This window comes from Streptomyces sulphureus DSM 40104 (assembly GCF_000381025.1).
In the GTDB taxonomy this organism is placed as follows: Bacteria; Actinomycetota; Actinomycetes; order Streptomycetales; family Streptomycetaceae; genus Streptomyces; species Streptomyces sulphureus.
The window spans coordinates 1-14,910 of the sequence record NZ_KB905826.1 but is presented as its reverse complement, the minus strand read 5'-3'; the positions used below and the strand labels follow the sequence as shown (position 1 = coordinate 14,910).

The 14,910-nt window shown below is 71.4% G+C and carries 11 protein-coding genes; 2 read left to right on the top strand and 9 right to left on the bottom strand.

The annotated features are described in order from the left end of the window. Positions 1 to 444: 444 nt before the first annotated feature. Positions 445 to 1,203 carry a phosphoglyceromutase gene (locus F603_RS0127835; RefSeq protein ID WP_019549212.1) on the bottom strand — a complete coding sequence of 253 codons (759 nt, stop codon included), beginning with the start codon at positions 1,201 to 1,203 and terminating at the stop codon, positions 445 to 447. Between the two features lie 367 nt (positions 1,204 to 1,570). Between F603_RS0127835 and F603_RS0127830 the strand changes: the two genes are divergently transcribed. After that, positions 1,571 to 2,914: an MDR family MFS transporter gene (locus F603_RS0127830; RefSeq protein ID WP_019549211.1), complete on the top strand. Its 1,344-nt coding sequence runs from the start codon at positions 1,571 to 1,573 to the stop codon at positions 2,912 to 2,914. A gap of 613 nt (positions 2,915 to 3,527) precedes the next feature. On the opposite strand, the gene F603_RS0127825 is transcribed toward F603_RS0127830, so the two are convergent. Together F603_RS0127825 and mshA are read right to left on the bottom strand one after the other, a co-directional pair. Beyond that, a complete protein-coding gene (locus tag F603_RS0127825) occupies positions 3,528 to 4,019 on the bottom strand; it encodes a YbjN domain-containing protein (protein WP_019549210.1) in 492 nt (163 codons plus the stop codon). Between the two features lie 209 nt (positions 4,020 to 4,228). Next, complete coding sequence (gene mshA / locus F603_RS0127820) at positions 4,229 to 5,587, bottom strand: D-inositol-3-phosphate glycosyltransferase (RefSeq protein WP_026328774.1); 1,359 nt, start codon at positions 5,585 to 5,587, stop codon at positions 4,229 to 4,231. 235 nt (positions 5,588 to 5,822) lie between these two features. On the opposite strand from mshA, the gene F603_RS0127815 reads away from it, so the two are divergent. Beyond that, the gene (locus tag F603_RS0127815; RefSeq protein ID WP_019549208.1) at positions 5,823 to 6,557 is read left to right on the top strand and encodes a hypothetical protein; all 735 of its coding nucleotides are present in this window, start codon (positions 5,823 to 5,825) and stop codon (positions 6,555 to 6,557) included. Positions 6,558 to 6,934: 377 nt separating this feature from the next. Here F603_RS0127815 and F603_RS0127810 read toward each other — a convergent pair whose 3' ends face one another. The 6 genes from F603_RS0127810 to otsB all read right to left on the bottom strand — a co-directional run bounded on the left by F603_RS0127810 (position 6,935) and on the right by otsB (position 14,650). Further along, complete coding sequence (locus F603_RS0127810) at positions 6,935 to 7,477, bottom strand: NUDIX hydrolase (protein ID WP_026328773.1); 543 nt, start codon at positions 7,475 to 7,477, stop codon at positions 6,935 to 6,937. A 57-nt stretch (positions 7,478 to 7,534) separates the two neighbouring features. Further along, entirely contained in the window at positions 7,535 to 8,548 is a 1,014-nt protein-coding gene (locus F603_RS33090; RefSeq protein ID WP_019549206.1) for a CHAD domain-containing protein, read from the bottom strand. 999 nt (positions 8,549 to 9,547) lie between these two features. Beyond that, on the bottom strand, positions 9,548 to 11,794 hold the full coding sequence (locus F603_RS0127800; protein ID WP_019549205.1) for an RNA degradosome polyphosphate kinase: 2,247 nt from the start codon (positions 11,792 to 11,794) through the stop codon (positions 9,548 to 9,550). 231 nt (positions 11,795 to 12,025) lie between these two features. Beyond that, the gene (gene mshD, locus F603_RS0127795) at positions 12,026 to 12,928 is read right to left on the bottom strand and encodes a mycothiol synthase (RefSeq protein ID WP_026328772.1); all 903 of its coding nucleotides are present in this window, start codon (positions 12,926 to 12,928) and stop codon (positions 12,026 to 12,028) included. 111 nt (positions 12,929 to 13,039) lie between these two features. Further along, positions 13,040 to 13,684: an NADPH-dependent FMN reductase gene (locus tag F603_RS0127790; protein ID WP_019549203.1), complete on the bottom strand. Its 645-nt coding sequence runs from the start codon at positions 13,682 to 13,684 to the stop codon at positions 13,040 to 13,042. Between the two features lie 108 nt (positions 13,685 to 13,792). Then, on the bottom strand, positions 13,793 to 14,650 hold the full coding sequence (gene otsB / locus F603_RS0127785; RefSeq protein WP_019549202.1) for a trehalose-phosphatase: 858 nt from the start codon (positions 14,648 to 14,650) through the stop codon (positions 13,793 to 13,795). Between the last annotated feature and the right edge of the window lie 260 nt (positions 14,651 to 14,910).

The following is a 14,910-nucleotide window of genomic DNA, read 5'->3' as shown; positions in this document are numbered from 1 at the left end:
GCTGCGGCGGCGTGGTCGTCGTTGCGGCGTCCTCGCGTCACCCGGCGCACCGCACAGCCGGAACGCGCCGTAGCTGACGCAGGGTTCACCAGCGAGAACTCCAGGAGGCAGCCATGTCCGAGTCCGCTACGACAACCGGGGCACCGGAGCAGATACCGTCCGCGCCCCAGCCGGGCGGGGAGCATTCGGCGCTGCCGCTGCTGGGGGCGTGCGGATGCGGCTCAGGGTGCGGCTGCGGCTGCCAGTCGGGTGGGCCCTGCCAGTGCGGGGGGTACTGCTAGGGCACGCGCCTTCAGAGCGGCGCAGTTGCGTCGAAGTGCTTGCTTCTGGGGTCTTGCGCGGAGGGCGGGGGCGGTTGCTGTCGGTTTTCGGGCCGGCGGCGGCCTGCTCCGCGCCGCCGTGGGCGGCCTTCCCCGCCGCGGGGCGCGGCGGGGAAGAAGGCGACTACTTCTTGCCCTGGTTGGCGACGGCCTTCGCAGCCGCGTCGGCAGCCTCGGGGTCGAGATAGGTTCCGCCTCGCTTGACGGGCTGGAAGTGCTCGTCGAGCTCGTAGAAGAGCGGGATGCCGGTGGGGATGTTGAGGCCGGAGATCTCGTCGTCCGGGATGCGGTCGAGGTGCTTCACGAGTGCGCGGAGCGAGTTCCCGTGGGCTGCGACGAGGACGGTGCGGCCCGTGAGAAGGTCCGGGAGGATTCCGTCGTACCAGTACGGCAGCATGCGGTCGACGACCTGCTTGAGGGCCTCTGTGCGCGGCAGCAGCTCGGTGGGGATGTCGCCGTAGCGAGGGTCGTCGCTCTGCGAGAACTCCGAACCGTCCTCGATCACGGGCGGAGGCGTGTCGTAGGAACGACGCCAGAGCATGAACTGCTCCTCGCCGTACTCCTCGCGGATCGCCGCCTTGTCCTTGCCCTGCAGGGCGCCGTAGTGACGCTCGTTGAGACGCCAGGAGCGGTGCACCGGAACCCAGTGGCGGTCCGCCGTTTCGAGGGAGAGCTGGGCGGTCCGGATGGCGCGCTTGAGCAGCGAGGTGTGCACGACGTCGGGGAGCAGGCCGGACTCACGCAGCAGCTCGCCGCCGCGGACCGCCTCCTTCTCACCCTGCGCCGTGAGGTTGACGTCCACCCAGCCGGTGAACAGGTTCTTGGCGTTCCAGTCGCTCTCGCCGTGGCGGAGCAGGATCAGCTTGTACGGTGCGTCGGCCATGGCTCCGAGCCTACTGCGTGCCCCGTGGGGCGAGACCGCTGCCGTACCCGGTCGCGGTGGCGGTCAGTGGGGGTCTCCGGGCAATCACAAGATCGGCGAGGAGCAGCGCGGCGCTGACGGTTCGAGGAGACGTGCGGCGCCCCGCTTCTCCGTGCGGGGGCTGCGTGTTCTCCAGCGGCATGAGCCGGCCCTCAAGCATCTGCGGCCCCAATTGCCTTGCACCGTCAATCCGTTGGAGCCGGCACGGGGGTCGGCCGTAGCGTGCCGAGCGGCTCGTAACGGCTGACAGCCGATTCCGCTGATTACGCCCGGCCCCGACCCGGGGGCTGCGGGCCGCACCCTGCCCCTGCTCTCCCACGGAGGACGTGTGTTCCCGATCGCTGTGACACGTGCGGTCTCCGAAAGCGTCGGCGGGCTGCCGCGCCAGTTCTGGTGGCTTTGGACGAGCACGCTGGTCAACCGACTCGGAGCGTTCGTTTCGACTTTCCTCGCCCTCTATCTGACGGTCGAACGCGGCTACTCCGCCTCCTACGCGGGTCTCGTCGGCGCTCTCTACGGCTTCGGCGGCGTCGTCGCCTCGCTGGTGGCCGGGGTGCTCACAGACCGGCTCGGTCGACGGCCGACGATGCTCGTCGCACAGCTCGCGACGGCCGCCTCGGTGGCGGCACTCGCGTTCGTCGAACACCCCGTCGCCATCGCCTTGGTGGCCGGCATGGTGGGTATGGCGACCAACGGTTCGAGGCCGGCGGTTCAAGCGATGATGGCCGACGTGGTGGCACCGGGCGACCGCATCAGAGCCTTCGCTCTGAACTACTGGGCCATCAACCTCGGTTTCGCGCTCTCCTCCGCCGGCGCCGGCTTCATCGCGCAGTACAGCTACCAGTTGCTCTTCTTCACGGAAGCCGCGTTGGTCCTCGGTTGCGCACTCGTCGTCTGGGTGAAGCTGCCGGAGTCCCGCCCCGAGCGGATGCAGGGGACAGGCGGCGCCGGCACGGGCCCGGAACAGGACGGTGCGCCGACCGTGTCGATGCGCGGCGTCCTGCGGGACGGGCGCTTCATGGCCGTCGTGGGACTCAACCTGCTGCTCGCCACGCTCCTGCAGCAGGCGTTCGTCGCCCTTCCCGTCGCGATGGGCCAACAGGGCTTCGACAGCAGCGACTTCGGATCTGTGATCGCCCTCAACGGTGTACTGATCGTGGCCCTCCAGATCCCCGTCACCCGGCTCATCGAGCACCGCGACCCTGCGCGGTTGCTCGTCGTCTCGGCGTTGCTGCTGGGGTACGGGTTCGGGCTCGGCGCCTTCGCCGGGTCCGTCGCCTTCTACGCGCTCACAGTGGTCGTCTGGACGCTCGGTGAAATCGTCAACTCGCCGACGCAGATGGGGCTGGTGGTCGCGCTCTCTCCGACCCATGGACGCGGGCGTTACCAGGGGATGTTCAGCCTCTCCTGGTCGGTTGCCGCGCTGGGCACACCGCTCCTGAGCGGCCTGGTGATCGACACCGCCGGAGCCCGGACGCTCTGGGGCATCAGTGCACTGATCGGCACGCTCGCGGCGGTCGGTTACGCACTGCTTCTTCGCAAGGTGCCCGGTCAGTCGCGCGAGGGAGCGCCCGGCGGGCCGACCGCATCGCCCGCTCGACCGGAGAGCCGTCAGCCAAGCACTCCCCCAGCGGCCGCCGTGAGCGTGCGGACTGACCGAACAGAGCGTTGAAGTCCTGCTCGGCTTCCGGCCGTTGGCGAAGCAGCGTTTGAGCCTGTGCAGGCAGTGGAGCAGCACCAGACCGTCCCCCGTTCCGTGCACGCAGCCGACCGACGCGGCTGCGGGGTGGCCGGACGGCCGCCCGCGAAAAAGCCTGCGCGTCCTCGCCGAGAACCACGTCCGATTTCAGCCAGAAATCAGCAAGCAGGCAGCGAATTCCGGTTGATTCCCCGACGCGCCGTCGAAGGCTCACGGGGCGTACCGGCCCTGCGCTGCTCGTGCTCGCTCCGGATGCGTCGGGTATGTGCCGCTTCCCCTCAGCTCTCCACCGCCTCGACCGAGGAGATGTGGCCGGAACAGGACCGGCTTCCGCGCAACGGAGTCGCAGCATGGTCGGGCAGCGCGCTCTGCGATCTCGCCGGCTCACCTGGAGGTTCACGTGCACGGAAACGGCATGCCGCGGTCCCGCGGCCGGAGGGGCTGTATCGCGCCAGACAACTCCGTGGCCCACCGCACTCCAAGTGGTCCGCCCGTCGCCTCCGACGAGGGAGTCGCGTCCGGGAGGGACTCGTTCGCACAGGGGTGGCGGAGGCGAGGGCGGGGCGCCCATGGGGCCGGCTCTGCTTCAGCCGGCCTCTGGCCGCTCGTCGTCGGTTTCGCCGAACATGTGCGAGAACGCCTCCAGGTTGCGCGTCGACTCACCGCGCGAAGTGCGCCAGCGGTACTCGCGCCGGATAGCGCTGCCAAAACCCATCTCCAGCAGGGAGTTGAACGAGCCGTCGGCTTCCTCGAGGACCGCGCCGAGGAGTCGGTCGACCTCGTCCGGGGTCACCGCGGCGAGCGGCAGTCGCGCGACGAGGTAGACGTCCCCGAGCCTGTCGAGCGCGTAACCGACACCGTAGAGGCGGGTGTTGCGCTCCAGCATCCAGCGGTGGACGGCTGCGGCGTTCTCGTCGGGACGACGGACCACGAAGGCGTTGACCGACAACGAGTGCCGCCCGACGGAGAGCGCGCAGGTCGTCGACAGCTTCCGAGTACCGGGGAGAGTGACGACGTATGTGCCGGGCCTGGGGTGCTCCCACTCCACTTCCGCCTCGGCGAGCGCCGCCTCGATCACCGCGCAGGCGCTCTCCTGCGTCGGCGTCGCGGTGGTACCCGTCGAAGTACCTGCACGTCGGCGCTGCTCGGGTCCGCTGTCGGGATCGGTTCCACTCGGTGTTTCGCGTCGGTCGGTCATCGCCGTCTCACCTCGCCACCCGGCGCGGGACATCCGCCACCGCGCCCACGTCGTCTCGTTCGGGTGTGCGTCGCTGCGCGGCGCACACCTCACCTGAGCCGGGAGCGTAGGCGACGCTGTCTGTCCTGCAGTGCGGCGGTGTACACCTCGGCGGTCGCGCCGGCGGCCGCGTCCCACCCGAACCCGGCTGCGTGCCGTGCCGCCGCCGCCCCCATGGCGTCGACGAGCCCCGGTTGCTCGACGAAACGGCGCAGCGCGCTCGCGTACTGGGCCGGTTCGTGGCCGTCGATCAGGAAGCCGCTCGCTCCGTCCCGCACCACGACGGGAAGGCCGCCGACCGCGGCGGCCACGACAGGTGTGCCGCAGGCCTGCGCCTCGGCCGCCACCAACCCGAAGGACTCGCTGTGCGAAGGCATCACCAGTACCGAAGCTGCCCGGTACCAGTCCGCGAGGCGCTCCTGGCCGACCGGCGGGCAAAAGCGCACCAGGTCGGCCACGCCGAGTCGAGCGGCCAACTTCTGCAGCCGCTCGGGACGAGTCAGCCCACTGCCGCTGGGCCCGCCGACGATCGGCACGACGAGCTGCCGCCGCAGGTGCGGAGCTTCCGACACGAGGAGTGCGACAGCGTGGAGAAGCACGTCGGGCGCCTTCAACGGCTGTATCCGGCCGGCGAAGAGCGGGATCAGAGCATCTGCCGGGAGGCCGAGGCGGGCGCGAGCGGCGGCGCGACCGTCCGCCGGGCGGAAGGTGTCCAGGTTGACACCGGGGTGGACCGTCGCGGTCCGGGCAGGGTCGGCGGCGTAATGGTGCGCGAGATCGGCCGCCTCCTCCTCGGTGTTGGCGATGAGGCGGTCCGCCGCGGCGACTATCTGCGTCTCTCCGATTACGCGGGAGGCCGGCTCCGGGGTGTCGTCCTCGGCGAGTGCCGCGTTCTTCACCTTGGCCATCGTGTGCATCGCGTGGACGAGCGGGACGCCCCAGCGCTGGGAGGCGAGCCAACCCACGTGACCGGAGAGCCAGTAGTGGGAGTGGACGAGGTCGTAATAGCCGGAGCTGTGGTCGGCCCACACCTGCATGACTCCGTGGGTGAATGCGCAGAGCTGTGCGGGGAGCTCCTCCTTGGAGAGACCCTCGTAAGGGCCGGCGTCTATGTGGCGTACGAGCACGCCGGGCGCGAGCTCGACGCTCGGTGGAAGCGCACCGTTGGTGGCCCTGGTGAAGATCTCGACCTCCACGCCCTGGGCGGCGAGTTGGCGGGCGAGCTCCACGATGTAGACGTTCATGCCGCCGGCGTCGCCGGTGCCCGGCTGGTGGAGCGGCGAGGTGTGGACGCTGAACATGGCGATCCGACGAGGGCGCCGGGAACCCGGAAGCCGCAGCCTGGGTTGCTGGCCGCGACTTCTGTTGCGGCCGGCAGTCGCCGCCAGCCGGGACACGTACTGGCTCACGATGCGGTTGCCTCCTTGCGGTCTCCACTTCCGCCTGAGAAGACGACCTGCTGCCGCCCCTCGCGGTACAACAGCGGAACCAGCGCCTCCCATTTCCGGGCCCGGCCTCTTTTGCCCAATCGTGACATGACGTCGTCGCCCCGACTCGCGGCCGTACGCTCGGCCCATGACTTCGCGCAGCCGCCCCGTGGGCTCCGTCACCCGCGGTACCACCAATCCCAATCGGCTGCGCAGAATGGACCGCTGGATCGCCGTCAGCCTCGCTTCGGCCTTCCGCAGGTCCGGGCCGCCGCCCATCGCCGTCGATCTCGGGTACGGAGCTGCGCCCTGGACGGCCGTCGAACTCCTTGGACGGCTCCGCGCTGTCCGTCGCGACGTGCAGGTCTACGGCGTGGAGATCGATCCGGGGCGTGTGACCGACGCCCTGCCCTTCGCGCGGGAGGGACTCGGTTTTCACCTCGGGGGATTCGAGGTACCGCTGCCCGTGCCGGAGGGACGACGGCCCTTGCTGATCCGGGCCGCCAACGTGCTGCGGCAGTACGACGAGGAGGAGGTCGCGGCCGTCTGGGCGCGGTTGTGCGGAAGGCTGGCGCCGGATGGTCTGCTCGTGGAAGGGACCTGCGACGAGATCGGGCGACGGCACGTGTGGGTGGCGCTCGGACGGGAGGGCCCCCGTACCGTCACCTTCGCGACGCGGCTCGGCTCGCTGGGCGCGCCTTCGGACCTCGCCGAGCGGCTGCCCAAGGCGCTCATCCACCGGAACCTGCCGGGCGAGCCTGTCCACCGGTTCCTCCGGGACTTCGACCGGGCCTGGAACGTGGCTGCTCCCTACGGTGCGTTGAGCGTCCGGCAGCGGTGGATGCGGGCTGTCGAGGCGCTCGCCGAGCAGTGGCCGGTCGTGGACGGGCCTGGGCGTTGGCGGCAGGGAGAGGTGACCGTGCGCTGGAGTGCGTTGGCCCCGGCAGGCTGAGCAGCAGTCTCTCGGTGGAGGGCGCGTGCAAGGGGGAGCCTTTGACGGTTCCCGAGAGTAGTGCGCGAGCGCGAGGCGGGCGGTGGCGTCACTGGCTCAGGAGAGCGGGCGTGCTCCGATGGATTCGGGCAGGCGGGAAGCCGAAGCGTGCAGCGCACGGTGCTGTTCCGGGCAGGACCCCGCCCCGCACTCATTGGCTGCGCAGACTTCGAGCCTCAGTGCGGGCCGTGACAGAGCCGGGCCACACCTGGGCAGCGACGCCCCTGGGCAACGCGTGGTGCGGTGCCCAGGGCCGCTCCGGAGCCTCCGAGCAACCCGGTGCCGAGGGACCGGCGTCGGAAGCCGCCCTTCGACGCCGGTGCGCCGGAGAGCCCGACTCAGGCGGGCTCGGCGGGTGTGGCGGCTCGTCCCCGCAGAGAGAAGAGGAGTTCGTCGACGAGTTCGCGGTCCTGCTCATGGGTGAGTTGGGCGCGGGCCTCGGCAGGCGGGAGCCAGACGAGACGGTCGACCTCCTCGTTGGGGACGAAGATGCCGCCCGAGGCTTCGGCCGCCCAGTAGTAGACCTCCTTGGGGCGGGGGCCGACGCGGTAGCGCTGCGTCGTGAGCGGGGCGTCGGGTTCGCAGGTGAAGCCCGTCTCCTCAAGGACCTCCCGGAGTGCGGCCCGGAGCGGATCGTCCTGCTCCTCGTCCTCGAGATGCCCCTTGGGGAACGACCAGTCGTCGTACCTGGGGCGGTGGACCAGGGCCAACTCGATCGCCGCGGGATCGAGTCGGGGAGGGACGGCGTCCGTCCTCTGCTCCGGGACGCCCTCCTGGAGTGCGGCGGCTCCCCCGGCGGGCTCCGCACGCGCGATCTCCTCGCCTCCCGTCGGATGCCGCCACAGCACACAACCTGCTGCTCGGATGGTCTCCACTGCCACGCCGTTCCTCTCCTCGAACGGGTGCCGGCTGACCGGACAGCCGACACCGCGGGGGATTCAGACGCACCCGTCGTCCTCGTCCCACGTATGGTCTCCGCTCGCGCCGGAGGCGCCCTGCGAGGCTCCGGTCAACCCGCCCGGTGCGGCGCACAGTCGTGCGAACGCCCGTCGCGCTGCGGTGGCTTCGTGCCGCTGGTCGGCGTGGAGCACGCCCAGCGCGTACGCCGTCGCCGGGGCGATCCGCGGAGTCTCCGCGGCCTCCGCCGCGCAGGCCGCGGCCTCGGACGCCTCGTGGTGACGGTCGAGGACGCGGGAGGCGTCGCGGAGCAGGTCGTCTCCGGGCCCGGTGGGTGGCGCCTCGCGAGCAGCGCCCGCACGGGCGGGCTCTGCGAGCACTTCACGAGCGTACCTGTGCGCGCGCAGCAGCAACCTCGCCCTCTCCCAAGCGGCGTCCTGCTCGGCCCCGCCGACGAGACTGCCTGCCGAGCTCCGCTGCGCGCCCGCTTCGGGGAAAGCGAGGCTTGCGAGCGAGACGCAGAGCCGGCGGCGCACGTCCTCGACGGCCGGCGAAGTGGAGAGAGCGCTCGCGGGCAGGTGTGCGCCGGGCGCGGAGTCCGGCGGCGGTTCGGAGGCGAGGACGGCCACCGCGTCGGCGACCGCGTGGAAACGCGCAGAGCCGGCGGCCCGCAGCGCTGTCGAGTGTGCCTTCGTCCTGGCCAGGGTGAGGCGACGCTCCAGCAACGCGCCTGCACGTGCCGCCCCGGCCGCGAGCGCGCCGGCGCCCCTGGCACGGGGTTCTCCGTCGGTGAGCCGGTGGAGTGCGGCGAGGAGGCGGTCGAGGCGGGCGCCGAGGACGTACTCGTACGAGAGCGTGGTGGCGAGCCAGCCGAGGTCGGCCCGGAGGTGGTCGGCCCACTCGGCGCCGAGGAGCGGTCGATGGGCATCGAGCGCGACGTCGAGGCGGCGAGCCGCGGCGGCGATCCGGTGGGCGGCTTCGGACACCGGATCGGCCCGGTCGGTGAGGCTCGTGGGCGGTTCGCCGACGGGTGCGGTGTGTTCAGCGGCAGGCACTCGCTGAGGCGGTGGGTCGCCTCGTCGTTCGGCGCCCGCTGCCGGAGGTTCGGGGCGGAGGGGCCTGTGGCTTCGGCGGTCGGACGGTGGTGGGCCGGAGGTGCCGCTGTGCTGACGCGGTCGGAACGCGGACTGCTCTGCACGGGCCCGGAGTTCGGGCCCGGTGCTCTCCTCGCTCGCGCTCGGTCGGTACGCCGCAGCCTCGGACCCGACTTCTCCAGCGTCCTCCGCTGCCCGAGGCCCGGACTCCGCGCCATCCGAATCGCAGCCGTCCGCGGCGGCACGCAAGTCCGGTTCGGCGACCCCTTCTCCACGCACGGCTCGTCGGTCCACGACGTGGGCGGTCCGCCCCGGCAGCCGCACGCCGGGCGGCGGGTTGGGCCCGTCGCTCCCCTCGCCCTGCTGCGGGGGTGCGCCGGAAGGCAGACGCCCTGTCCCGGAGCGTTCAGCGGGCTTTCCGGACTGCTCCGGACGGCGGGACGTCGTGCGGTGCGCCGGGATGCGCGCCGGGCGTGTGGTGCGGCTGCCCGGTTCGCGTCCCGATGTCGCGGAGGTGGACTCGGCGTACTGCCTCAGTCCTCGCAGGAGTTCGGCCGCATGCCTGTTGAGGTAGGCGCCGACGACCTCTGCTGCCGTAGCGGGCCCCGTGCGAGAGGAGTCGCCGCGAGGAGGGCGGACGTCGGGTCCGGCACGCATGCCGCTGGTGTTCGTGCTCCCGCTGCCCACACCGGCCCCCTCACCGCACCACCGTTTTTGTCCACCCGTCGCACGCCTTCGCAGCTTTCCGGCGACGGAACGCCTCTCGGCCGACAGACACGGGCGCAAGCCGGCACAGGCTTCCTCGATCTCCGCTCAGCGCCCTCGTACGGGAGGAGCACGCACTCAGCACTCACCGCCGGGTCCCCGTCCCGCAAGCTCGGGACGGTCCAGCGTGGACGCCTGTCGAGCCAACTCCCCACCGTTCGCCCCCCGTTCACTTCGGTCCGTAACGTCCTTGCCTCAGGCCCCCGCGAGGCGCCGCTTCCGTCGGCGCTCGATCAGCGCCTCCTGCACGTTGGGAAGCGGCTGTCCCTGGTCGTCGTGCGCGTGTCTGATCCAGTCGCCCTCGGGGCCGAGGTGCCAAGAGGCCATGGCGTCGGAGAGGCCGTCGTCCAGGAGGCGGTTGAGCGCGGCGCGGTGCGCCGGATCGGTCACGCGCACGAGAGCCTCGATCCGGCGGTCGAGGTTTCGGTGCATCATGTCCGCGCTGCCGAGCCAGACTTCGCTCTCTCCGCCATTGACGAACGAGAAGACCCGCGAGTGTTCGAGGAATCGGCCGAGGACACTGCGTACCCGGATGTTCTCGCTGAGCCCTGGCACCCCGGGCCGCAGAGCGCATATGCCCCGTACCCACACGTCGACGGGCACTCCGGCCCGCGACGCCCGGTACAGAGCGTCCACGACGGTCTCGTCGACGATCGAGTTGACCTTGATGCGGACTCCGGCGGGGCGGCCCTCGGTCTGGTGCGCGATCTCGCGGTGGATACGGGAGACCAGCCCATCGCGCAGCGAGCGGGGAGCGACGAGCAGTCTCCGATAGGTCTCACGGCGCGAGTAGCCGGAGAGGCGGTTGAAGAGGTCCGAGAGGTCGGCCCCGACCTGCTGGTCCGCCGTGAGGAGCCCGAGGTCCTCGTAGAGCCGCGCCGTCTTCGGGTGGTAATTGCCGGTGCCGACGTGCGCGTACCGGCGCAGGGTCTCGCCTTCCTGCCGCACCACGAGCGAGAGCTTGCAGTGCGTCTTCAGCCCGACGAGCCCGTAGACGACGTGGCAACCCGACTCCTCCAGCTTCCGGGCCCACTTGATGTTCGCCTGCTCGTCGAAGCGCGCCTTCAGCTCGACGAGGACGAGCACCTGCTTGCCCGACTCGGCTGCGTCTATGAGCGCGTCGACGATCGGGGAGTCGCCCGAGGTCCGGTACAGAGTCTGCTTGATGGCGAGCACGTCGGGGTCGGCTGCCGCCTGCTCCAGGAACGCCTGCACGGAGGTGGAGAAGGAGTCGTACGGGTGGTGGAGGAGGACGTCGTGCTGCCGCAGGGCCGCGAAGATGTCGGGCGCCGAAGACGACTCCACCTCGGCGAGGTCCCGGTGCGTTCCCGCCACGAACTTCGGGTACTTCAGCTCCGGGCGGTCGAGTGCGGAGACGATACCGCTGAGTCCGGAGAGGTCGAGCGGGCCCGGCAGCGGATGCACCTCGGCATCGCTTATCTTCAACTCCCGTACGAGCAGGTCGAGTACGTACGGGTCGATCGACTCCTCGACCTCGAGGCGGACGGGTGGCCCGAACCGTCTGCGCATCAACTCCTTCTCCAGGGCCTGGAGGAGGTTCTCCGCGTCGTCCTCCTCCACTTCGAGGTCCTCGTTGCGCGTGACACGGAACATGTGGTGCCCGAGGACCTCCATTCCGGGGAAGAGCTCCTCCAAGTGCGCGGCGATGACGTCCTCCAGCGGGACGTACCGCTGGGGCGACGCCTCCAGGAAGCGCGGCAGCAGTGGCGGCACCTTGACGCGTGCGAAGTGGTCGTGGTCGCTGACGGGGTTGCGCACCACGACGGCGAGGTTGAGGGAGAGTCCCGAGATGTAGGGAAAGGGATGCGCCGGGTCCACGGCGAGCGGGGTCAGAACGGGATAGACCTGCTGCCGGAAGAGCGTGAAGAGGCGGTCCTGCTCCTTTTCCGTGAGCTCCGTCCAGCGTATGAAGTGCAGGCCCTCGTCGGCGAGCGCGGGCGCGACGTCCTGCTGGTAGCAGGCGGCGTGGCGCGCCATCAACGTGCGGGTGCGCGTCCAGATCTGGTCGAGGACCTCGCGCGGCTGGAGCCCGGACGCGCTGCGCGTGGCGACGCCGGTCGCGATGCGCCGCTTGAGCCCGGCGACGCGGACCATGAAGAACTCGTCGAGGTTGGTGGCGAAGATGGCGAGAAAGTTGGCGCGCTCCAGGAGCGGCGTCCCGGCGGACTCGGCGAGTTCGAGGACGCGTTCGTTGAAGGCGAGCCAGCTCCGCTCCCGGTCGAGGAAGCGCCCGGGTGGGAGGTCCCGACCTTCGGCCTCCGGCTCCTCGCCCTCGGCGTAGAGGCCGGCGTCGGAGTCGATCTCCGGGTCGAGCGGCGGGCGTTCCATCGCCGACCCCTGGAGTGGCATGCGGTGCGCGGGGCGCTGGGCCGCGAGCGATCCGACGGAGGGTTGCGGTGTGCGGGAGGCTGGCTCGCTCATCTCTCCATTGTTCCGCCGAACCGCACTGCCGGGCACCGGGTACAGGGCACGGCCGACGGCTGCGCGGCGGGCGGCTTCGGTCGGGCGTCGGCGCATGCCGCGAGCATCGCAAGCACGGGTGAACCACCGGTTAAGCCGACGTGGCCGGTCGCCGAGCGCAGCGCTGACGGCCGGTGCCCGCACGCTCGCCGCGTACGGGCACCCGCGAACATGCCTGTGCTGACAGGCGGTTCAGTTCTCGGTGCGGTACATCAGGTCCGTCTCGTACGTGCGGAACCCGAGGCGCTCGTAGACGGCGACGGCCGGCCCGTTGTCCGCGTCGACATAGAGCATCGCGGTGGGCAGCCGCCGGTCCCGCTCCAGGTGGCGCAGGCCGACGGCGGTGAGTGCACGGCCGAGGCCACCTCCCTGCTGGTTCGGCCCGACGCCGAGGACGTAGACCTCGCCGAGCCCCTCCTGCGGGTGCACCTTGGTCCAGTGGAACCCGACGAGTTCGCCCTCGCGTTCGGCGAGGAAGAAGCCCGCCGGGTCGAACCAGGGCTCGCCCTTGCGCTCGTCGAGGTCCCGCTGGGTGAGGCTGCCCTGCTCCGGGTGGTCGGCGAAGGCTGTGGCGTTGAGGGCGAGCCACGCCGCGTCGTCGGCTCCGGGCTCGAAGGCGCGGATGGTGACCCCTTCGGGGATCGCGGGCTCGGGCAGATCGCTCGTGCCCTCCGGAGCGAGCGGTCGCCGCAGTTGGCGGAGTTCGCGGAAGAGCTTGAGCCCGACCGACTGGGCGAGGTGCCTCGCCGCGGGGTGGCCTCCGTGCGCCCAGATGCGCAAGCGCTGCCCCGAGGTGTCGAGGAGCGCCCGGGTCAGCTTCCGCCCGTACCCGCGCCCGCGGAATGCGGGGCCCACGACGAGCTCGGCGACGGGCGCTTCCACCGGGTCGGTGCCGTCGAGTTGGGCATAGCCGGCGAGCCTGCCGCCCTCCCGCACGAGCAGGTGTCGGACCCCTTGGCGTCCGCCGCGCAAGCGGAGCCTTCCCTGTTCGGAGACGGCTGCCTGCCCGTCCTTCCGCGCCGCCTCGTCGACCAGCGCCAGTACCTCGTCTACGTCCTCGTCGGAGATCTCGTCCACAACCACCACGTCGCTCATGGACCCGACGATACGACCCGGCACCTGCCAGTCGGGAGCCTGCGCCGGGGCGTGCCCTCCGCGGCAGCCGGGGGCCGGACCCCGCGGAGGGCAACGTCGCTGTTCAGGAGTTCAGTTGACGGTGTAGGGGGTGCGGTCGCGCGCCTCCCTGAGCGCCGAGGCCCACCACTCGAGCTGCACGAGGAGGGAGGCCGCTGCGGCCGAGGTACCGGCGCGGTCCCGCGGGAGGCCGTGCTCGTCGAAGCGGCTCCACGCGTCGACGAAGCTGAGCGTCTCGCGCACCGTCACCGCATGGAGTTCGGCGAAGACCGACCTCAGGTGCTCGGCCGCGCGCTGCCCGCCGGCCATTCCGCCGTAGCTGACGAGGCCGACGGGCTTGGCGTACCACTCGTCCCCGAACCAGTCGATCGTGTTCTTCAGCGCTCCGGGGAAGCTGTGGTTGTACTCCGGGGTGACGACGACGAAGGCGTCCGCCGCGGCGAGCCGGGCCGAGAGTGCCCCACGTACGCGGTCGGCCGCCGGTGTGAGTTCTCCGGCGTAGGTGGGAGTGCTGACGAGCGGCGCGAACTCCGCCTCGGCGAGGTCGACGGTGTCGACCTCGAAGCCCGCGTGTTCGACGGCCTCCTTGAGAAACCAGTCGGCGACGGTCGGCCCGAACCGTCCTTCCCGCACACTGCCGACGATCACGACGAGCCGGAGGGGACGCGGCGCGGCAAGGGTGGAGGCGGAAGGGGCCGGGGCGGTGGGGACGGGCATGGATCTCTCCTGACCTCAGAGGGTGTGTCCAAACGGACGCGTATCGAGCGCCCGTTGAGGAGAGTCTTCAACTTGAACTGAAATTGAAGTCAAGGATGGTCGGGGGAGTCAGGAAGAGGCGAGTCGCTCCTCCAGCGCGCCCAAAAGAGCGAGCACGCCCGCCGGTCCGCCCGTGGTCTGCACGTCCGCCCTCTCGGCGAGTGCGGGGACGGTGTCGCCCGTGCCGTCGGAACCGCTGCAGACCTTCACCCCCGGTACCCCGGCGTCGCGGAGCCGCTCGACCGCGGCGAACGCCTCCAGGTCCCCGAGGTCGTCGCCGGCGTAGAGGAGCGCGGACGCGTCCTTCTCCTCGACGAAGGCGGTGAGCGCCGTCCCCTTGTGGACGCCGGGTGGACGCAGCTCGATCACCTGACGCCCGGGCTCGGTCACCAACCGGTGCCGCGTGGCGAGCTGCTGGAGCGGCGTGGTGAGCGCGTCGAACGTTTCCTGAGGCCGCTCGGTGTTGCGCGTGTGCACCGCCAGCGCCCCGCCCTTGTCCTCGATCGCCGTGCCGCTCGGCGCACCCAGTTCCACGAGGAGTGCGGGGAGTTCGGCGCGGACGGCGGCGACGCCGGGCGGGGGCTCGGGGATCTCCAGGTCGCCGGTGCGCCCCTCCCACCGTTCGGCACCGTAGGCACCGAGGACCGTGAGGTTCGGCGGCGGGTTGTCGCGGAGGCCGCCCAGGCGTACGGCCTCGGCCGCCGGCCGTCCGGTGACGATCACGATCGCGAGCAGTGCCGGGGCGATCCGGGACAGTACGGGAAGGGCTTCCGGATGGGCGTACGCCCGGGCCGGGTCGGAGACGATCGGCGCCAGCGTGCCGTCGAAGTCGAGTGCGACGACGGCGCGTTCGGGCTGCGCGAGGAAAGCGTCGAGTCCCTCCTGCCCGGCCGACGTGGCAGGAACAGCGAGTGGATGGCTGGCCATGACCGCGAGCCTACCGCCGCACCCCCGGAGCCCGGACGTCCACGCCGCCGAGCCCCGAGCCCCGAGCCCCGAGCCCCGAGCCCCGAGCCCCGAGCCCCGAGCCCCGAGCCCCGAGCCCCGAGCCCCGAGCCCCGAGCCCCGAGCCCCGACACAACTCCCGCGCCGGCGTGCCGGTCACGGTTCCCCGGCACCCGTCCACCCCGGCGGCGGAATCGGCGCCCCCGGCAACCGGACGACGGCCTCCGTGCCCCCGCCCGGGG